Annotated in this window: 18 protein-coding genes and 1 tRNA gene; 8 read left to right on the top strand and 11 right to left on the bottom strand. The window is 59.0% G+C overall.

Annotation, left to right across the window (positions count from 1 at the left end):
• Positions 1-178: 178 nt before the first annotated feature.
• A complete protein-coding gene (locus tag LAO20_14835) occupies positions 179-1081 on the bottom strand; it encodes a PhzF family phenazine biosynthesis protein (protein MBZ5532705.1) in 903 nt (300 codons plus the stop codon).
• 178 nt (positions 1082-1259) lie between these two features.
• On the opposite strand from LAO20_14835, the gene LAO20_14830 reads away from it, so the two are divergent.
• Complete coding sequence (locus LAO20_14830) at positions 1260-1895, top strand: class I SAM-dependent methyltransferase (protein ID MBZ5532704.1); 636 nt, start codon at positions 1260-1262, stop codon at positions 1893-1895.
• A 101-nt stretch (positions 1896-1996) separates the two neighbouring features.
• Positions 1997-2093, top strand: a tRNA-Sec gene (locus LAO20_14825).
• Positions 2094-2646: 553 nt separating this feature from the next.
• Here LAO20_14825 and LAO20_14820 read toward each other — a convergent pair.
• Together LAO20_14820 and LAO20_14815 are read right to left on the bottom strand one after the other, a co-directional pair.
• A complete protein-coding gene (locus LAO20_14820; GenBank protein ID MBZ5532703.1) occupies positions 2647-3411 on the bottom strand; it encodes a fibronectin type III domain-containing protein in 765 nt (254 codons plus the stop codon).
• Positions 3412-3611: 200 nt separating this feature from the next.
• Positions 3612-5954, bottom strand: coding sequence for a winged helix-turn-helix domain-containing protein (locus LAO20_14815; protein MBZ5532702.1), 2343 nt, complete (start codon positions 5952-5954; stop codon positions 3612-3614).
• Between the two features lie 201 nt (positions 5955-6155).
• Between LAO20_14815 and LAO20_14810 the strand changes: the two genes are divergently transcribed.
• From LAO20_14810 to LAO20_14800, 3 genes are all read left to right on the top strand, one after another.
• Positions 6156-6731: a hypothetical protein gene (locus tag LAO20_14810; protein ID MBZ5532701.1), complete on the top strand. Its 576-nt coding sequence runs from the start codon at positions 6156-6158 to the stop codon at positions 6729-6731.
• Positions 6732-6950: 219 nt separating this feature from the next.
• Positions 6951-8618 (top strand): beta-propeller fold lactonase family protein, encoded by a 1668-nt coding sequence (locus tag LAO20_14805; protein MBZ5532700.1) that lies wholly within the window; start codon positions 6951-6953, stop codon positions 8616-8618.
• A 133-nt stretch (positions 8619-8751) separates the two neighbouring features.
• Positions 8752-9471 carry a DUF3455 domain-containing protein gene (locus LAO20_14800; protein ID MBZ5532699.1) on the top strand — a complete coding sequence of 240 codons (720 nt, stop codon included), beginning with the start codon at positions 8752-8754 and terminating at the stop codon, positions 9469-9471.
• Between the two features lie 292 nt (positions 9472-9763).
• On the opposite strand, the gene LAO20_14795 is transcribed toward LAO20_14800, so the two are convergent.
• Together LAO20_14795 and LAO20_14790 are read right to left on the bottom strand one after the other, a co-directional pair.
• The gene (locus tag LAO20_14795; GenBank protein ID MBZ5532698.1) at positions 9764-10327 is read right to left on the bottom strand and encodes a hypothetical protein; all 564 of its coding nucleotides are present in this window, start codon (positions 10325-10327) and stop codon (positions 9764-9766) included.
• A gap of 198 nt (positions 10328-10525) precedes the next feature.
• Positions 10526-11083, bottom strand: coding sequence for a hypothetical protein (locus LAO20_14790; protein MBZ5532697.1), 558 nt, complete (start codon positions 11081-11083; stop codon positions 10526-10528).
• Positions 11084-11220: 137 nt separating this feature from the next.
• Here LAO20_14790 and LAO20_14785 point away from each other — a divergent pair, with 137 nt between their 5' ends.
• On the top strand, positions 11221-11511 hold the full coding sequence (locus LAO20_14785; GenBank protein MBZ5532696.1) for a hypothetical protein: 291 nt from the start codon (positions 11221-11223) through the stop codon (positions 11509-11511).
• Positions 11512-11538: 27 nt separating this feature from the next.
• Here the strand turns inward: LAO20_14785 and LAO20_14780 are convergent, their stop codons facing one another.
• Genes LAO20_14780 through LAO20_14770 form a run of 3 tightly spaced genes read right to left on the bottom strand, consistent with a single transcriptional unit; the run spans position 11539 to position 13333 of the window.
• Positions 11539-11721 carry a hypothetical protein gene (locus LAO20_14780; protein ID MBZ5532695.1) on the bottom strand — a complete coding sequence of 61 codons (183 nt, stop codon included), beginning with the start codon at positions 11719-11721 and terminating at the stop codon, positions 11539-11541.
• Between the two features lie 59 nt (positions 11722-11780).
• Positions 11781-12851: a lipase family protein gene (locus LAO20_14775; protein ID MBZ5532694.1), complete on the bottom strand. Its 1071-nt coding sequence runs from the start codon at positions 12849-12851 to the stop codon at positions 11781-11783.
• Between the two features lie 32 nt (positions 12852-12883).
• Positions 12884-13333, bottom strand: a complete 450-nt coding sequence (locus LAO20_14770; protein MBZ5532693.1) for a MarR family transcriptional regulator — start codon at positions 13331-13333, stop codon at positions 12884-12886.
• Between the two features lie 95 nt (positions 13334-13428).
• On the opposite strand from LAO20_14770, the gene LAO20_14765 reads away from it, so the two are divergent.
• Positions 13429-13815 carry a VOC family protein gene (locus LAO20_14765; GenBank protein MBZ5532692.1) on the top strand — a complete coding sequence of 129 codons (387 nt, stop codon included), beginning with the start codon at positions 13429-13431 and terminating at the stop codon, positions 13813-13815.
• A gap of 31 nt (positions 13816-13846) precedes the next feature.
• Here LAO20_14765 and LAO20_14760 read toward each other — a convergent pair whose 3' ends face one another.
• The 3 genes from LAO20_14760 to hemW all read right to left on the bottom strand — a co-directional run bounded on the left by LAO20_14760 (position 13847) and on the right by hemW (position 17424).
• Complete coding sequence (locus tag LAO20_14760) at positions 13847-14830, bottom strand: pyridoxal-phosphate dependent enzyme (protein MBZ5532691.1); 984 nt, start codon at positions 14828-14830, stop codon at positions 13847-13849.
• Positions 14831-14883: 53 nt separating this feature from the next.
• Positions 14884-15972, bottom strand: a complete 1089-nt coding sequence (locus LAO20_14755) for a low specificity L-threonine aldolase (GenBank protein ID MBZ5532690.1) — start codon at positions 15970-15972, stop codon at positions 14884-14886.
• 240 nt (positions 15973-16212) lie between these two features.
• On the bottom strand, positions 16213-17424 hold the full coding sequence (gene hemW, locus LAO20_14750; GenBank protein MBZ5532689.1) for a radical SAM family heme chaperone HemW: 1212 nt from the start codon (positions 17422-17424) through the stop codon (positions 16213-16215).
• 127 nt (positions 17425-17551) lie between these two features.
• Here hemW and LAO20_14745 point away from each other — a divergent pair, with 127 nt between their 5' ends.
• Positions 17552-18466 (top strand): hypothetical protein, encoded by a 915-nt coding sequence (locus LAO20_14745; protein MBZ5532688.1) that lies wholly within the window; start codon positions 17552-17554, stop codon positions 18464-18466.
• Positions 18467-18627 lie beyond the last annotated feature (161 nt).

Raw genomic sequence — 18627 nt, 5'->3', positions numbered from 1 at the left:
ATTTGTCTTGGCTGGACGACAGAACAATTTCTTGTTCGCAAAAACTCTTGGCATCATAGGCGCGCGATGAGGCCGTGTAAAGTACCCTGAACGCCAACAGTAGAAATTTTTTCCGCGCGCCGTTTCCGCACACGCAGCAACTGAAGACCGCGCAAAACCTACTACGGCGCGCTGGCGATCATAAGAACATTTCTCCGCGGACCACTTCCACCGCGTGACCGCCGACGCGGACGTTAACAACTTTGTCACCTTCCTTGCCGGCGCTGATGTAAATCCGGCTGCGCCGCTTCATCTCCACGCCCTGCTCCATAAGCGCCTGCTCCTCCGGACGCACCACGCCGTACTTCACCGCCCATGCGGCACACGGCCCAGCTGCCGAGCCCGTGGCGGGATCTTCGCCGTTGTAAAAAATCATGCGCGCTTGCAATTTGGCTTCGGGGTTGAGGGTTTCACGGGAAACAAAATAAAAAAACTTGACGTCAGTCTTCTGCAGATAGTCGTTCATCGCGCTCCACGCCGGCGCCAGCCTCTGCAACACCGCCAGGGACTTCACCGGCACCATCGCGAACGGATTGCCGGTGGTGACGGACTGGATAGGCAGGTCGTCGGCGATGTCAGCGACGCTAAGACCGCAGGCCCGGGCCACGGTTTCGCGATCATGCTTCTGCCCGAACTCAGGCGGGCGCTGCGTCATGGTCCCGAATGGTAGACCGTCGCGGGTGGAAAAGCGCACCGGAATTCTGCCGACGTTAAGGTCCAAAGCTATCTCGTCGGCGGCTTCACCCGCGCCGCGCGCGTTGAAGAGCGCCATTGCCGTGCCCAGTGTCGGATGTCCGGCGAACGGAAGCTCTTCCGTCACGGTAAAGACGCGCACGCGCACGCCGCGCTCGCGTTCAGTGGCGGCGTCGCGCGGCAGGATGAACGTGGTCTCTGATAAATTCGTTTCCTTCGCAATGGCCTGCATTTCCGAATCGCTCAGCCCGCGGCCGTCGGCGAACACGGCAAGCTGGTTGCCTTCCAGGGCCACCGAGGTAAAAACATCCATCTGCGCAAATGAAAATCGTCTCTTCTGGTTTGACACGGTTTTCTCTCCACCTTATGCTGCAATCTCAGTGTAACAAGTGATCTACTTGCGTTTCGATGCGCCGCAGCGCGGTCTGGATTCGTTCAGTTCGCGACGTGCGTTGACATGTGCTGAAACATCCAGGACGGGATGACAAGTTGTTGCGCGCCGATTTTGCGCGCGCGGATCTAACACGATGAAAGCATTTCGCAAATTGCTGCAACGCACGCCGTTTTACGGTCTTTACAAGGCCGCCGGGCATTACCCGGACTACTGGTACTGGAAGCTGCGCGGAGAACCGGTGCGCTCTCCGCATCTGGTCAAGCAGCGCGCGGTGCTGGAGTACGCTCAGCGCTACGGGCTGCACGTGCTGGTGGAAACCGGGACGTACTACGGCGAGATGGTGGCCGCCATGAAGAACCGCTTCCAGGAAATCCATTCTGTGGAATTTGATTCGCAGCTGGCGCAGCAGGCGCAAAAAAAGTTCGCGCGCTGGCCGCACATCCACATCCTCGAAGGAGACAGCCAGAAGAAGATTCCTGAGCTGCTCCAGACTCTCAACCAGCCTGCCCTCTTCTGGCTGGACGCCGGCTACTACGGCTGGGCCGGCCTGCAGGGCGACAAACAGCGCCTGACCACCGAACTGGAGACAATTCTCAGCCATCGCATCAAGGAACACGTGATTCTGATGGACGATGCTCGCGGACTGAACGGCGAGAACGGCTCGCCGACCGTGGATCAACTCAAGCAGCGCATCGCGGCGCAGTTCCCCGGACGCGTGGTGGAAGTAAAGCACGACATATTGCGGATCACTCCAGCAATCAGCAAATAGCAGTTGGCAATTAGGCAAAACCGCGTCTGGCTAGTTGCTAATTGCCATTTGCTAATTGCTTGCTTTTTCCGTCGTGTAAACTTAAAAACGCGAAACCACGCGGAAGCGCATGGGGTCCGGTGACCCTTCCGGTCTTCAAAACCGGCGAGAGTTAGCTTTGCTGGCTCTGGTGAGTTCGACTCTCACACGCTTCCGCCAACATTCTCGGGTTCCTTCGACTCCGCGCCTCAGGGCGCTGCGCTCAGGATTTCGGCTCGCGGCTCAGACGCCGCGAAAGCGCCTCAACTTCAAAACCGGCGAGAGTTAGCTCTGCTGGCTCTGGTGAGTTCGACTCTCACACGCTTCCGCCAATATCCTCGGGTTCCTTCGACGCCGCGCCTCACGGCGCTTCGCTCAGGATTTCGGCTCGCGGCTCAGACGCCGCGAAAGCGCCTCAACTTCAAAACCGGCGAGAGTTAGCTTCGCTGGTATCACATGCAAAAGCAGAGCCTTCGCTACGCTCAGGATTTCGCCTGCGGGCTCAGACGCCCGCATACCGGCTCAAGTTCGACCCTCACACGCTTCCGCCAACCTTTTTTCTTGTTGCTCCGCTCCACCCAGCTCAACATCCTCCAGCTTGCGGAGTGTATTCTGCAATTGAAGCAGGCGGCTCGGCGCGCGAGCCGGCCTCGCCACCGGCGTTCACGCCAGTTTCTGGGGATCCCTCCACTCCGCGCCTGACGCTTCGCTCAGGATTTCGCCTGCGCGCGGCTCAGCGCCCTCTGGTCCTGAACTCGCCGACTGCGCTCCTCGTCTCAGTTCCTGTCCCTTCGCCCTGGCCGGAATCAACGATGAAGAAGTACCTGGTATGCGGTCTTAGATTTGCGACGCGGACGCGGTGGTTCTGCTCCTTGGTCCTGTCGTTGTCCGCATAGGGCGACTGCGCCAGCCCGCCCAGACGGTCCGGGGCAGTACCGAAGCGCACAATGGAACTGCCGCCGGTATTCGTGGTCCAGGCGATCACTGCCCAGGTGGAGCCGGTGCCTTCCACTCGAGGCCCATCCGTGATCCTTACTGCCTCGCCTCTTCCTTCATGTCTTCCCTCACCTCTTCCCTCGCCTCTGCCCTCGCCTCGTCCATTTTGGGGCCCGCCTCTGGTCGCGAACTGGCCCACCGGACTGCTGGCCTGTGTCCCCGTGCCTTCACCTTGGCCGGAAAATGCCGTGAAATAGTACGTGGAGCCAGGCGTGAGGCCTTTGAGTCGCACGCTATGGTTTTGCGCCGCAGTCTTGTCGTTGTCAGAATACGGTGACTGTGCAGTCTGGTTCAGGTTCCTCGGGTCGGTGCCATAGCGGACCACGCTGCTGCCGCCGGTGTTGGTGGTCCAGGCGATGACCGCCCAGTCGTCGCCAACGCTCTCTATCGAAGGGCCTTGCGTGATTCTCAGGGCCGCGGGCCGGTCGGCAGCGACCGCGAACGTTGACGTGGCAATGACCAAAGCCAAAGCTACGAATGGCAATATTCTCGTGATCTTCATAGGGGGGTGCTCCTGAATCCAGTCTGGAATGCGTCTATGTGCGTATGTGGGATGCCGCGCTGGCAGGGAGGGTATACGCCGCGAGGATTTGTTTTCTTGGACAATCTGCTTTTGGCCCTTCCGATCACCGCGGGGAGCAGATAATCCTCGCCAGTTGTGTCAGGCAGGATCAAGACAGGCAAAGCTCGCTGTTAGCCGGGTCACAGGAGCTTAGAGTATTCCGCTTTGGCTTGCTTGAAGACCGGGATGTCCGAGTCGGCATCTTTCCAGAGGCTGAGAAATTCCTGGTAAGCAGCGCTTGCCTTGGTCATGTTACCCGACAAAGCGAAGGCCCGGCCAAGTTCCAGGCGAGCCAGTGCGCCGATGGGCTCACTCCGGACGACGCCGGGATGATCGAGAATTTTCTGAAACTCAACAGCAGCGGCGGTGCCTTGCTTTCCAGCCAGATACGCCTTGCCTCGCAGGTAGACCGGGTAGAGAACAAAATTCAAGCTCTGATTATTGCCGCCAAGTTCATGGGGCGCTGCCGCCACCAGGACCTCGATGGCCTTGCCATAATCGTTGCCCCGAAGAAATTCTGCGGCATGGATCGTCGGCAAATAATTGGACTGTACAATCGTGTCTTGCGGAAAGCGTTTTGCCAGATCGTCGGCCAGCCGGGAAGCCTGCGCGGAATCACCCGCCAGCCCCAGCGCAATTGCCGATAAGGCCTCCGTATCCCTGTCATTGGAAAGCGCGAGCGCGGCCCGTGCCTGTTGTTTCGCCAAATCCGCATTGCCCACCAGGGCTTCGCGGACCGCCGCATCCGCCTGGTAGAGCGCGGGCGCCTCTTTTTCATCCACCTTCTGGGCGGCCTCCACGGCACGCCGCGTCAGTATCCGCGCTTTGGCAAGCTGTCCGCCAAAGAGGGCTGTGTCTGCTTCATAATTGAGCATCTGGTCTTCGTGTCCCGGCTTTCCCATCATGCCCAACGCCTCCTGCTCCATGGTTGCAGGGTCATGCTGAAGAAAAGCGACCCAATAGAGATTGAGGTGAATCTCAGGATAATCAAGATGACGGCGCTGAGCCTCCTGCGCCGCAGCCTTGGCTTCATCCAGGCGGTTGAGTTGCAGGTACCCGCCCATGAGATTTGCGTACCTGTACCCGGTCTCAGCATTGAATTTCAGAGCATCTTCGAACGCAACAAGAGCTTTGTCATAATCGCCGAGCTCACTATAGATGAGGCCTAGATTCGTGAACGAGGTGTCGCGCGGATAGGTCTGCGCCGACAATTCATCAACCCTGCGTGCTGCTTCCAGATTTCCTGTAACGAAAATCTCGTAATGTTCGGCGATGTAGAACTCTTCCCGCTCGCTGACCCGTTTTCGCAGTGCATAGGCTGCTCGCATGGCCTCAATCGCTCGAGGGGTCTCGTTAAGGCTGGCATAGCTCGTTGCCATCCTGGCGTAGGCCATGGCAAAGTTCGGGTCCAGGTTGATCGCCCTCTGGAAAAGCGGGATGGAGGCAGGATAATCGCTCTTAACCACCATGGTCTGACGGCCGAGGCTGTAGGCCTTAAGGGCTTCAAGTGATGCTGTTGTCACATTTTCCGCTGGAGCGTCATACTTCTGCACTGAAGCCAGCGATTCGCCCAACTGTTTGCGGATCTTCGAAGCCACCTTTCCCAATGCGTCAAGAACATGGTCCTTATCAACGGCCTGCTCTTGCACGCTCCCCAGCGATTCGCCGTTTGCGCAGTTGATTGCCTTTAGGGTCAGAAGGTACTGCGTGCCAACTTGTGCAATCGCGCCATTCAGAACTGCAACGCTTGCTGTGCGCTGGCAAACTTCGCGGGCCCGTTCGTGGGTCAACCGGGAGTCCTTGGGTTGGGCCATGAGAGACAGCGTCTGCGCGATGCGCTCATCGGACAGCAGGTTCAAGAACGGCGACTGCTCCAGTTGCGCGGAAAGTCCCTGTCGCAATGCGTCATCGAAGACCGGATCGCCCGTGGTGTTGGAGAAATCGGCCAGCACGACCACGTCTTTGTCATTCAACTTACGGGGACGGCCGAAGATCAGGACCGCAGAGACCAGGATCGCGACCAACAGTCCGGCCACTGCCAGTGGCCAACGACGAGAGAGAAACGGCGATGCAGGCGCAGGTGCAACTCCGGGCAACGCTTCTCCCGGCGGAACACCAGAAGTCCGCACCGGCGGGACGGGTTCGCCGTCGTCCAGGCTCTCGGTGACTGGCGCAACGAAACGATATCCCCGCTTGGGTACAGTCTCGATGTATTGCTGCCCGCCTGGGGTTTCGCCCAGCACCCGGCGCAGTGCGGAGATATTGACCGTCAGGTTGCCCTCTTCCACAAAGCTGTCCGGCCACACCTGCTGCATGAGTTCTTCCTTCGTCAGCAGGCGGCCCTTGCTCTGAATCAGGGCGACCAGGATCTCAAACGACTTCGGCGACAGCGAAACCGGCTTGCCCCCGCACAGGAGAAGGTGTTCCCGGGGGTCGCAGCGGAACGTCCCGAACTCGTAGAAAGCCTTTGTTTCCGGGGGCATGACTACCTTTGGAACTTCTTTGGAATTTACCTAGAAATTCTTCATGAGCCGCTAAGGACGATCTTGGGCGATATCGCCTAGGTTGAATGTGGGGCCGGCGGTCTAGCGGCGTTTCAGCGAGATTCTAGCGGAAGCGGTGGCACGCCGCAAGAGACGCCGCGGGGCCGCAGGCCTTGAAGCTCAAAGAATAGGAGAAAGAAAGTGAACAACAATTGCAGTAAGAACTTCCTGGGAGGCAGAGCCGCTCAGGGCATCGTCCGTGGATTGCTGGTAGCACTGATCGCATTTGCGGTCACCGGCATTGTGTCGGCGCAAAGCAACACTGACACCACTTCAGCATTGAAGTTCAAGGGTGGTATCGGCGTCATACCTGTTAACGGCGTCGCCGCCAACGGGACAGTCAACCTCAACGTGGTGCGGGGCGTCCCGCCGGGCGCGCCCTGGAGGATCGCAGGCCTCGAAGCCGAAGTCGGCTTTGACGGGCACATCAAGGTTGTCGGACGCGGCCTGCTTCTGGCATCGGGCAATGGCATCGGGACCAACGCGGGGCAGAGCGTCCACGCCACGCTTTTCTGCGGACCGGCCGGCACTGCCACCGCCCACAACTCAACCCTCACCGGCGTGGCCCTTCAAACCGACGGGGACTTTACCATTGACGATTTCCTAACTCCGGCCCCAACGGCTCCCTGCGACAACCCGGTATTGCTCATCCGCAATGTAGGCGGAGTGTGGTTCGCCGCCGGAATCCCCAAGGTGCAAGAAGGAAACAGCAACTAACCCGGATGCCTGGTTTCGCCAGTTATTCCAAGAGCCCATCCTAGCGTCATGTCTTTCGACGTTAGGGTGGGTCAAACAAGCCGTCCCGCAAATCGAAAAGGAAGAATTCAAATGCAACGAAAATATCTCTCACGGATCACCCGTCCTGTGCCAGCCAGTTTGGCCTATCTTGCACCTACAGCAAGCCTTCCGCGCCCAGGAATGCTGCGGAAATCTATTTTGTGCGCCACTTTCGCGTGTCTTGTTCTATCGCTTGCCGCTTGCGGCGGCGCCGGGAAGCAAGCAGTAACAACGCCTCCTGCAAATACACATTTTCCAACCGCGCTGGAAATTGCGCCCGCGGTCTCCCTTCAATCAGTTGGCGCGACTCAACAATTCAAAGCCACCGCCACCTTTAATGACGCAACTACCCGCGACGTTACTGGACTTTCCGTATGGGCTTCGAATGCGAATTCGGTTGCGACGATTACTCAATTGAGCGGCCTGGAGAGTGCGGTTGGGGCAGGCGACGTCACTATTTCAGCAACCTTCGGTATGGCGGGAGAAACAGTCACCGCGTCTTTCCTGGTGCATGTGACAGCAACGCCCCTGCAGTCGATTGCCGTGGTGCCTTCCGGCGGGATTCTGGAGCTCGGCACGAACCAGCAGTTCGGTGCAATCGGAACTTTTGCGGATGGCACAACGCACATTCTCACGCCATTGGTCGCCTGGAGCACCACTGATCCGGCCGTGCTTCAAGTCAACACGACTCCGCAACGCATCGGCCAGGGGTACACACGCGGACCCGGCGACGTGAGGATCGTAGTCAAGTTGAACGGCGTTTCCGGCGAGGCCACCGTTAGTGTTGTGCGCCGCGTCCCTAAATTCCTGTACACGGCAGGACTCTCTGGCATTGAGGGCTTTTCAATCGATTCCACAAGCGGGAGGCTCACTCCGGCAACCGGTTCCAAATTCACCGCAGTCGGCACGATCCTTTCGCTGGCCGTCACCCGAGACCAGAAATTCCTTTACGCCGCCGACTCCGTTCTAGGTGTGGTCTGGGGGTTCCAGATTGGGGCGGCGGGAGAGCTGACCCCGCTGCCAGATGGGCCTTTTTCCACATCGGTCACTTCGAGCCCGGTTTCCGTCGTCGCCCACCCAACCGCTGACTTTCTCTTCATGACCGATGCGAATGCAAGAGAGATCACCACGTTCAGCATTGGCGCCAATGGATCACTCACCGCGCTGCCTCCGGCAAATTTGGCCAACACGAACCTCTTATCGGCAAACACTTCACCGGACGGAAGATTCTTCTATCAAGCGCTTCACGTAGGCGCGGCTGCGAGCATTCCAGCTTTTTCGATTGCGGCGGATGGCACACTCTCAGCGGTTCCGGGCGATCCCGCCAGCACCGGATTCATTCCCAAGGCGCTGGCAGTCGACCCGTCAGGCCGCTTCTTGTATGCGGTGATTTCAAGCTCTTCCCTGGGTCCGTCAACCTCGGTTTTTGGATACAGCATTGACCCGGTGAATGGCGCCCTGACGCAGATCGGAGTCGCGCCATTTACCGCCGGTGAGAATCCAACTTCCGCTGCTGTAGATGCGTCGGGCCGGTTCCTTTATGTAACCAATGGCGCCAACAGCGCCGGTGGCAACAGCGTCACGGGATTTTCGATAGACGAGGACATTGGAGCTTTGATCGAACTCCAAGGCAGTCCATTTCCCGCTTCAATTTCTCCGGTTTCGGTAATGGTGGAGCCGGGAGCGCAGTTTGCTTACGTCGGACTTGACGGCACGCAAGGAGTGAGGGTGTTCACTATCGATCAGCTCACCGGGGCCCTGAGCGAGGTCCGTGGGTCCCCGTCTCCCACGGATGTTGGCGCCTTGGCGATGGTGGCTACGTACTAGGTGGCCACAACCAATCGTCGGCCGGCTCACCTTCAGGTGATTTCGGTCCGAGTTCTGTAACAACTCTAACCGCTACACGATTGATCGGCGAGGCGGGCACGCAATTGCTTGCCTCGCAATGGAGAACAAGTCAATGAGCTACAAACTTGATCAGCATCCCGGAACGCCCGGGCAAATCTGGGTTCTGCTGTCGGCCACGCTTGTGATTCTCGCTTGGGCATTCAGCCTGGTGATCCTGGCGGAGGCACGGAAAGACGCGTCAACCACCCCTCCTGCGGTGATTGCGCCCCCGGCCGGAAACTCTGTCTTCCTGGTGGGCCATGCCGTGGGCACACAGGGCTATGTTTGCCTGCCCACAGGGACCGGCGCTTCCTGGACCGTCACCGGCAGTCGCCCCGAAGCCACTCTTTTTGCTGCTGCTCCGGTACACGATACCCAGATCATCACCCACTATCTCAGTCCCGATGCAAGGCCCAACCAGTTCGCTCCCAAGCCCCTGCCCTTCGGCAGTGCGACCTGGCAGAGTTCCCTGGATAGCAGCAAGGTGTGGGGACAAATGCTCCGCTCGGTCCCTGCCGGCTCCGACCCGAGTTGCCCGAATGCGGGTGCGATAGGCTGTCTATTGCTGCAATCAATCGGGTCGGAAAAGGGGCCCGCTGGCGGCAATGTCCTGACCAACACCACTTTCATCCAACGCTTAAATACCAACGGAGGATCCGCTCCCGCTACCGGCTGCTCCGCTGCCGCCGATGTGGGTAAACAAACGCTCGTGCCCTACACGGCCGACTACTATTTTTTCCGGCGGACGAACAAGAGTGCTAAAGACAAAACCAACAGATTCGAGCTTCTTTAGAAACATCATCAATATTAATGGCACTATGGAGCGCAGCCGCCCTCGGCTGTGGCGTTGGTCGGAGCTTGCTCGTCTTCTTCCGATAGCTCTTCCTCGGGAATGCTTTCCTCTGAGGACGCTGGTTCTTGGGAACATCGGGCGGCTGCAGACAGCCTGTTTCTCTCGTGTTCTTGGGATTACCGCAAATAGGGGGAGCGGGCCGCAGGCGGGGGCGCCTGCGCTCCATGGTTCGTCCGCGGCCGCAGCTCTCCCCAATTTCCCTTTGCGTCCTCTGCGGTGAGTCCGTCTGCTTCTATTTCGGCCACAACCAGCCGAACGTTCCCGCCGTCAGGCACGCGTAGACCAGGCCGTCAATGGTCGCCTTGATGGTGGTGGTCCATGAGCGGCGGTACCAGATGGACATCTGCCACAGCGCCAGCGAATATCCCATGAACGCCGTCGCCCCGACGAAGCGGAACACTTCCAGATAGTGCGAGCCGGCATGCAGCGCGTGTCCGGTGATGTACGCGGCGAAGAAGCTGACTACCACCGAGTAGATAAACCACATGACCAGCATCTGCCCCATGGCCCACTCGCCGTTGGGGAGCACGGTGAGCACCATCACCGGGCCTTTCTTCAGCTTTTCGGCAAACGCCGGGGTTTTCATCTCCTGCGTAGTCTTGCACCGGGGCATCATGTAGTCGCCCGGAGGGATGGCCAGCGGACGCAGCGCGTCCATGGCTTTTTCTTCGTTGGGCAGAGCCGGGTAGTCGCCGGCGTGCCAGAACGAGAACGCCATATGGATGACGGAGCTGGCAACAAACACGATGACGGCGGACAGCAAAATGGGGATCCACAGCGCTGAGAGTGCGACCATTACGTCCTCCTGAGGGATGCCGGATGCCGGAGCGGCAACGGCTGGCGACGATCAGCCCAGCGGTCCGGCTCCGCGGCCTTCCTTGAGAGTTTGCCCAACTGACGGCCCACAAGCCTACTCCAACCTGGAGCCTGCGGGCAACTGTGCTGCGAAGAAGCTCTGTCGCAGCGCAATGCATGCCATCTGACGGAATTGTTCTTAGGCGATTGCCGGCTGCTCCAGATGCACGTTGGGCTCGGCGTCCGCGGACACAACGCCTTCCGGCAGACGTCCGCCGTTGTATTCCGCCAGACGGTTTTTCCATTTGAGAAAGTCAGTGATGGTCTGGGGTTCAATGCGGACTTCCACGCGGCGCAGGCTGGCCAGCAGAAGATTCATCTCCCACATCATGCCGGCGTCGGCGCGCTGGCTGACGCGGCTGGGCCTGACGGCCAGCGTGACTTCGCGGCCCTTGCACTCCAGCAGTCCCCAGCCTTTGGGCAGTTCGGCTTTCGCGATGAGGCCCTGCGGCGCGCAGTACAACCGTTCAGCGCCCATGCCTTGCGTGGGGTCGCGGCGAAAAGGCTTCTCGCGGTCGGCGAGAAAATCGGCGCGGGTGATTTTGCACTCCACTAAAACCGAACGGCATTTGCTCTTCCAGCCGATCACGTCGGGCGTCTCTCCGCTGGCGCAGCACTGCTCAGAAAGCACAATGCCGCAGCGATAGCGGCGGCGCAGCCACCGTTCAGCCAGGCAAACCAGTTGCTGGTGGGTCATGGAAATCTTTTACCGCATCTTGCCGCGCGTGGCCAGTGCCTCAGCAGCTTCTCTTATTGCGACTGGACTGTTGCGATTCGTTTTCCCGCCGCGAATGTGATGAAATTCCTCAACGGTACTTTGCGAGGAGACGCCGGATGGTACGAGGGGCCTTTTTGCTGGCCGCGCTGGGAGTTGTGCTGGTCTTCGCCGGCGTGGTGCGCTTCGCCCGCATGGAGCATTTCACATGGACCCAGGCCGGGCTTTGCCTGCTGTTGATTCCCGTGAGCGCGCTGATACTCCTCGTCACCGACTACACCCTGCATCACGCCCGTTTCGCGCTGCTGATCGTGCTGGCGGCGATGGTAGTGTTTGCCGTGGCCAGTCCCGCCTTCTGTGTGGGCCTGGGGCTGGCGCTGATTGCGATGGTAGTGACCAAGTGGCCTTGAAAGGCCTTGTTCAGACCGCGCCCACAATCAGCCGGCGTCAGATTCCGACAGCAGTTTCTTCAGTGTTGGCTTGTGCTTGGGTTTCTCGACGCGCTTCCTGCTTTCCTTGCGCTTGACCGCTGGAACCATGCCGATGGCCGCGCGTGACATGGACTTGACCGCGGTGGCCGCCGTGAACTTCTTTGATTTTTTCTTTTTCCCTTTACGCATGGGCCTTCTGCCAATCAATCGCGATTTCAAGCATAACGCGGAACAGGCGACGAACTCTTTCAGACCGGCGCCACGTGATGTTCCAGGTGATAGCGCAGGAGCATGCAGTAGCGCCCCGGCGAATGGTCCACCAGTTGCGGCGGCGCCTGGCTGTTCAGGTCAAAAAGCTTGCCCTTACTCAGCATCTCTACTCCAAACTCGCTCAAAGTCTTCAAATCGCTGGAGGCATCCTCGTTTCCCAGGGAAAGTTCTCCGCTGGGATCAATCACGTAGCCTTGCTCTTCGACGTGCTGATACATCGGCGCTTTGATCGGTACGTGCGTAACCAGGTCATGATGGTTTACAAAACGGAAGACCCTCCCGCCGGTCTGCCGATGCACACTGTCACAGAACGTTTTGTTGCCGACGCGCGGGCTGCCAATGGTGTAGAGCGAAGCTCCAGCTCCCTGGAAGCGGTTGACGGCCAGCGTGGCCAGAGCGGCGCCCAGACTGTGTCCGGTGAAAACAATCTCCGCCTGCGGGTGACTGCTGCGGAATTCGTTGAGTAGCTTATCCACCTTCGTCCAAACCTGGTCCAAAGCTCGTTGAAAGCCGGCGTGGACGCGGCTGGTATGAAAAAGAAAATCCTTGGTGCCCTGGACCACGCGGTCCACGATGGAGGCGGCGGGACCTTGCGGGGCAGCAGCAGGAGCAGCGTGCTCGGGTTCGTCGCTTTGCAGAGCGTTCAAGTCTGCCAGGAGATCCGTAGGATCTTTGCGCTCCGTGCCACGAAACGAGAGGACCGCAAACTGGCTGTTGGAGCTTGTCGCAAAGTATCCTTGCGTCCCTTTAGCATCCGGCGTCCAGTCGCCAATCAACTCAGGCTTTGAGAAACCAGCCTGTGTGAAATATGCATTGAACTTGTCCGGAGGCATCGGCGCTTCCCCGCAGCGTCCGTAGGCGAGCATGGCGGCGTCAGCGGCCCACGCGGCCTTCACCAGGTAGCGCTGGGCTTCAGGAACGCTCGCGGCCAAAAAGGGATATTTCGCTGCGTGGGCAAAGTAGGAATAGTCTTTTCCTTCCGGAGGGTAGTAAATGTACTTCCAGATGTCTGGTAGCAATTGGGGCCCTGGACCGGCGTCATTTGCCATGGCTTGCTCCTCTTGCGCACAGTTATTCAATACTAGCCGCGTTGGCCGCGCAAGGCCTTTTGCACCGACGCCACGGCGCGATCAATGTCTTGGAGTTCGCTGGAGGTCAGACGAGAGAGATGCCGGGCCAGAAACTTTACGCGGCGGCGCCGGCCCTGGTGCAGCAACGCCGCTCCCTTCTCCGTGGCCTCAATCAGCACCGCGCGGCGATCAGCGGAGTTCACTTTCCGGCGAGCCAGCCCGGCGGCCTCCAGGGCGTCTACCACGCGGCTCATCGTCGGCGGGCGCACCATCTCCGCCCGCGCCAGGTCCTGCAGGGAGACCGGCCCACCAAAGACGATCACCGACAGCGCCGAGAGCTGCGCCGGGCCGATGCCCGCAGCCGCGTCCTGCACCCGCACCAGGCGCAATAAGTGGATAGCCGTGCTGTGCAGCCGGTCCGCCAGATCTTCGGTAGCCTTCGGCTTTGTCTTGGGAGGCATGATTAGCTAGGCTAACTATTTTCTTGACAAAGGTCAAAGCTCCGGATATTACTTAGCATTGCTAACTAGTTTCGCTCATCGCGAAGGGAGGCCTTATGGCCGTTCAAATCTCCGGGATCAACGCCGTCATGCTGGGCGTGCGCGACCTGGACCAGGCCGTGCAGTTCTATAGCAAGAAACTTGGACTCAAGATTCAGATGCACGAACCGCAGATCGCTCTGCTGAGCGCGGGCCCTGTCCGCCTGGGGTTGAGCCCCGGACATACCCGCATGGCGCCCCACGTGGCCGGCGCCACGGAAGTTGTGTTCCAGGTGGACAACGTGCGCGGCGCGCAGAAAGAGCTGGCCGACCAGGGAGTCACGTTCCTGGGCGAGCCGCGGCAGGTCACGCCTGCGGAGTGGGCGTCACACTTTCGCGATCCCGACGGGCACCTGCTCTCAATCTTTGGTCCCGAAGGAAAGGCGCCGGAAGGAAAAGCCTAAGCCGCACGCTTCCCAGCGAACTGCTTGACGATCAGTTCCACTTCAGCCCTTTGAGTTGGTCCAGGTTCACATTGCCGCCGCTGAGCACGCAGACCACCTTCGACCCGGCCGGGGCCTTGATCAGACCGTGGAGAAGCGCGGCCACCGGCGCGGCGGCGGCGCCTTCCACCACCAGCTTGCAGTGCGACATGATCCAGATCATCGCGTCAAATATTTCGCGGTCGGGCAAGGTGACAATGTCGTCCACAAAGCGCTGCACCACCGAGAAAGTGTGTTCGCCCACGCGCTTCACCCGCAGCCCGTCAATGATGCAGTCAATCTTGTCCAGCGTGACCACGTGCCCGGCTTCGATGCTCTTTTTCATGCCCGGCCCGTCCGACGATTCCACACCGATGATCTTGATCTTGGGATTCAGTGCCTTCAGCGCCATGGAAACGCCGGAGATCAACCCTCCGCCGCCGATGGGCACCACCGCGACGTCCACCTGCGGAAAGTCCTCATAGACTTCCAGGCCAAGCGTTCCCTGGCCGGTGATGAGTTGCATGTCGTCAAAAGGATGGATGTAGGTCAGGCCGCGTTCTTCACAAAGCTGCTTGGACTTCTCGTTGGCTTCGTCCCAGATCAATCCGTGCTGGACGACCTCGGCGCCGTAGGCCCGCGTGGCGTCCACTTTCGACTGCGTGGCGTTGCTGGCCATCACTACCACGGCTTTCATCTTGTACACGCCTGCCGCCAGGGCCACGCCCTGCGCGTGGTTCCCGGCGGAAGAGCAGATCACGCCGCGTTTGCGCTGCTCTTCTGTCAGATGGCGGAACTTGTTCAGCGGCCCGCGGACCTTGTACGATCCGCCCTTCTGAAACATCTCCGCCTTGAGCCGGACGTCGAAGCCTGTGCGTTCGCTCAGAATGCGCGACGTCAGCAGCGGCGTGTGGTAAGCGAAGGAAGAAACGATCTTGCGGGCTTCCTGAAACTCGCGCAGTGAAACTTCCGGGGCAGTTGAAACTTGTGGGGGCATGGTTCGGTCCTTGTGGCTGTCTGGCTTACAAGAGTTTATCAAACCGTCTCCACTCATTTCCTGCAGACGGCCCGCACTACTTCCAGCGTCTTCAAACAATCCTCGCGGGTGATGTCGTTATGCGTCACAAAGCGCATCTGCTCCAGATCAATCCCCGCCGCCAGGACGTTCTTTTCCGCCAACCGGCGGCTGAATTCAGCGGTATCCATGCCCGTGCCGGTGATGTCGAAAACCAGAATGTTGGTTGGCGATTTCTTGGGATCAATCTTGATACCCGCGATTTGCGCCAGGCCATCGGCCAGCACGCGGGCGTTGTCGTGGTCTTCTTTCAGTCGGGCCGGCATCTTCTCCAGCGCGATGATCCCCGCCGCGGCCAGCACGCCCGACTGCCGCATGCCTCCGCCCAGCGCCTTGCGATACACGCGAGCTTTGTCAATGAACGCCTTGCTGCCCACCAGCATCGAACCCACGGGCGCGCACAGGCCTTTGGACAAGCAGAACATCACCGAATCAAACTTGCCGGTGATCTCCGCCACGGATTTGCCCACGGCGGTGGCGGCGTTGAAAATGCGCGCGCCATCCAGGTGCACGGGCAAGCCCATTTCGTGCGCGCGGTCACATATCTCGTCCGCCTGGGCCTGGGGAAACACGGTGCCGCCGGCCAGGCTGAGCGAATTCTCCAGCCAGATCAGCCCGGTCTGTGAGCGATAGTAAGCTGGGGGCGCGATCTTTTTCTTGATCTGGTCCCAGGTCAGCGCGCCGTTTTCGCCGTAGATAGGACGCGGCTGGCATCCCGAAAACGCCGCCACCGTGGCCGACTCCATGTTGATGAAGTGCGCGCGCTCTTCGCAGATAATTTCCTGCCCGTGATGCGTGTGCACCTTCACGGCGATCTGGTTTCCCATGGTGCCGGAGGGCACAAAGATCGCGGCTTCTTTCTGAAAGACCTGCGCCGCGCGATCCTGCAAGCGGTTCATTGTGGGATCTTCGCCGTAAACGTCGTCGCCGACTTCGGCTTCCGCCATGGCGCGCCGCATCTCGGGCGTCGGCTGAGTGACGGTGTCACTGCGCAGATCAATGGCAGATCTTGTTTGCCGGGTTTCGGCAGCAGCGGGTGCGGGTTGGGTGAGTTTGGATGGCATGGGTTCTCTGTATTGTTTCGCGGATTCCATACTTACATAGCAACGTCATTCCGAGCCCCGTCTATGAGAGCGCGCTCTCATCAGCGCTCGAATAGGGGCGAGGGACCTTGCGCTTATGAAGTTACATGAGCCTAACTGAACACGAGGTCCCTCCGGCCTACTCGCACGCTGGCGAAAGCGCGTGCTCGCTTTACGTCCGTCGGGATGACGATCTTAAAGAACACGCCTTTTGCTACGACCTCATCTATCCGGCGGAGAAATCGCCGTTTGCCGCTCTACGATGAACTTCTCAAACACTTCATTCGACAGCAAGCGCCCGCGCGGCGTCAACCGTATCTTGTTGCCGTCGTCCGAGAGAAGACCGGCCAAAACAAGCCCCTCGATGACCAGCGACTGCGCGTCCATTCGTTTCCCAAACCTTTGGTGCAGCTCGGACACGCTGATGCCGCGATTCAGCCGCAACCCTAGAAAGAAACTCTCCTCCAGCGCCTGCTCCACCGAAACCGGCGACGCCGCGATCTGCGGGCCAGCCAGGAATTGATCGTAGGAATCGCTGGTCGCGAACCGCACGCAATCCGTGCCTTGCGCGCGAAGCTTCTCCGACGCCGGCAGCATGGAGTGCGCGTCCACGCCGAAGCCGAGATATGGCTGGCGCGTCCAATACTTCAGGTTGTGGAGCGACTCAAAGCCTGCGCGAGCGAAGTTGGAAATTTCATACTGCTGGACACCCGCCGTTTCCAGCTTGCGGCAAGCGGTCTCATAGAATTCGGCCGTCAGGTCGTCGTCGGGAACGTGGTGCGCGTGGTACCTGGTTCCGCCGGCCATCAGCTCGCGTCCCAGCCGCGAATCTTCATCCACTTCCAGCATGTACACGCTCACATGCGGGACGCCGCTCGAAATCGCCTGGTCCAGCGAGTATTCCCAGCTCTCGCGCGTCTGGTGAGGCAGTCCGGCGATCAGGTCAACGTTGATGTTGCTGATCCCGGCTTTGCGCAGGCGCTCGATGTCGTCGAGGACCGTGGCCCGCGTGTGCAGACGCGCCACCGACGCTGCTTCCTGGTCCACAAACGATTGCACGCCCAGGCTCACGCGATTCACGCCGCGCGTCGTCAGCGTGTGGATGATCTGGTCCGTGATGGTGCCGGGCGCGCACTCCACCGTGATCTCGACTTTGGGCAGGACTTTGTACTCTTGCCGCAAATTGAAGAACAGCTTCTTCAACTCGTCCGGCGGAAGCAGGCTGGGCGTCCCGCCGCCAAGGTAGATGGTGTCCACCGGCTCAGGAATCTCTGCTCCGCTTTCCTCGGCCACGGCACGCTTGGCGCGCATGTCAGCGCTCAGCCGCTCAACGTATGCGCCCATCTGCGCCGCGGAGAACACTCCGGAGGCAAAGTTGCAGTACGTGCACTTGGAGCGGCAAAACGGCACCGAGATGTAGATGCTAAGAGCCATTTTCTGGTTAGGCTAAGAGAAATCTGTTTGGGTTCCTCGAACCACAATTATAAATAGGTGAACGATCACGTGCGTGCTTCTCGCCTGCGCCCAATAGCGGTATGATATGTTGGTGTCGACTCCTAGCATGAGTGGGAAACTTGACTCGCCCAACAAAGACCCTGAAGCGCAACCGTTGTCTTTTGAAACGTTCGAAAGAACAGCTAAAGTCATAGCTGCGCTCGCGATCGGACTGTATGCCCTAGGGTTGCTGATATCGAATCAGTACCTAAGATCGCTCGGAATCAGTGATTTCAGCACCCTGCGGCCAAAGTTTATTCTCACAGGCGCTTGGGCATTCGCTCTGTTCCTTACATCAGCGTCCCCAGCACTGGCTCCTATATTGTACGGATATGTATGGGGACTACCCAAAAAGTATCAGCAATTCCGCTTCGCAGCCCTCATGGTAATGGGTATCGCCGTGGGCATTGCCTTGGATTTATTCGTCCTTTCATTCTTGGTGGAACGAAACGATGTCTTCTCGCGGAACATGATCAAGTACGTGGTTCGTGAACTTCTTTTTCCCGCATGCCTTGGTATCTTCGCGTTAAGTCAAGCAACCAAGCAAATGAGCGCCATAGATAGGACGAATCGTCAGGCCGCGAAAGGCAGGCGCATTACGATCGCTTTATTCTTGGCTATTGTGTTGGTATCCCTGCTCATCTTCGGTGCACGGATCGTGGATCCCGTTTACCGTTTTGTACCGGACGCGCAGGGAGGAGCATATCCCGTATTTGCGCAGCTTTACCTCAACAAAGACGGAGCAAGGCTGTGGAGAAACATGGAGGCCATCATATGTACTTGCAGTACAGCCGAGTCTACGATAACCGGAAATGTAAGCATCCTTTACCAAAACGAGCACGAATTGTTAGTAATGACGTACAAAATAAGTCAAGATAAGAATGGGAAGCACCCCCCTCGAATCGTTACCCTCAGGAAAGAACTTTTGGACGGGATCGTGTTGGTGCAAACGCCAGAGGATTTAGATCTGCAGCAGCAATAGCTTATTGCTTTTCTCTGATTGCCCGCTCAACTTAGGCGCCCATCTGCACCGCGGAGAATACGCCGGACGCAAAGTTGCAGTAGGTGCACTTGGAGCGGCAAAACGGTACCGAGATGTAGATACCCGAAGGCATAAAGATTTGTTAAGGGCGGTGATTGAGC

The organism is Terriglobia bacterium (genome assembly GCA_020072815.1).
Taxonomy (GTDB): Bacteria; Acidobacteriota; Terriglobia; order Terriglobales; family Acidobacteriaceae; genus Angelobacter.
This window is presented reverse-complemented; position numbering and strand designations above follow the sequence as displayed.

Coding starts and splice junctions, on each gene's coding strand:
- LAO20_14830 (MBZ5532704.1), top strand. CDS start 1,260: ATGAAAGCATTTCGCAAATTGCTGCAACGCACGCCGTTTTACGGTCTT.
- LAO20_14820 (MBZ5532703.1), bottom strand. CDS start 3,411: ATGAAGATCACGAGAATATTGCCATTCGTAGCTTTGGCTTTGGTCATT.
- LAO20_14815 (MBZ5532702.1), bottom strand. CDS start 5,954: ATGCCCCCGGAAACAAAGGCTTTCTACGAGTTCGGGACGTTCCGCTGC.
- LAO20_14800 (MBZ5532699.1), top strand. CDS start 8,752: ATGAGCTACAAACTTGATCAGCATCCCGGAACGCCCGGGCAAATCTGG.
- LAO20_14795 (MBZ5532698.1), bottom strand. CDS start 10,327: ATGGTCGCACTCTCAGCGCTGTGGATCCCCATTTTGCTGTCCGCCGTC.
- LAO20_14790 (MBZ5532697.1), bottom strand. CDS start 11,083: ATGACCCACCAGCAACTGGTTTGCCTGGCTGAACGGTGGCTGCGCCGC.
- LAO20_14785 (MBZ5532696.1), top strand. CDS start 11,221: ATGGTACGAGGGGCCTTTTTGCTGGCCGCGCTGGGAGTTGTGCTGGTC.
- LAO20_14780 (MBZ5532695.1), bottom strand. CDS start 11,721: ATGCGTAAAGGGAAAAAGAAAAAATCAAAGAAGTTCACGGCGGCCACC.
- LAO20_14775 (MBZ5532694.1), bottom strand. CDS start 12,851: ATGGCAAATGACGCCGGTCCAGGGCCCCAATTGCTACCAGACATCTGG.
- LAO20_14770 (MBZ5532693.1), bottom strand. CDS start 13,333: ATGCCTCCCAAGACAAAGCCGAAGGCTACCGAAGATCTGGCGGACCGG.
- LAO20_14765 (MBZ5532692.1), top strand. CDS start 13,429: ATGGCCGTTCAAATCTCCGGGATCAACGCCGTCATGCTGGGCGTGCGC.
- LAO20_14760 (MBZ5532691.1), bottom strand. CDS start 14,830: ATGCCCCCACAAGTTTCAACTGCCCCGGAAGTTTCACTGCGCGAGTTT.
- LAO20_14755 (MBZ5532690.1), bottom strand. CDS start 15,972: ATGCCATCCAAACTCACCCAACCCGCACCCGCTGCTGCCGAAACCCGG.
- hemW (MBZ5532689.1), bottom strand. CDS start 17,424: ATGGCTCTTAGCATCTACATCTCGGTGCCGTTTTGCCGCTCCAAGTGC.
- LAO20_14745 (MBZ5532688.1), top strand. CDS start 17,552: ATGAGTGGGAAACTTGACTCGCCCAACAAAGACCCTGAAGCGCAACCG.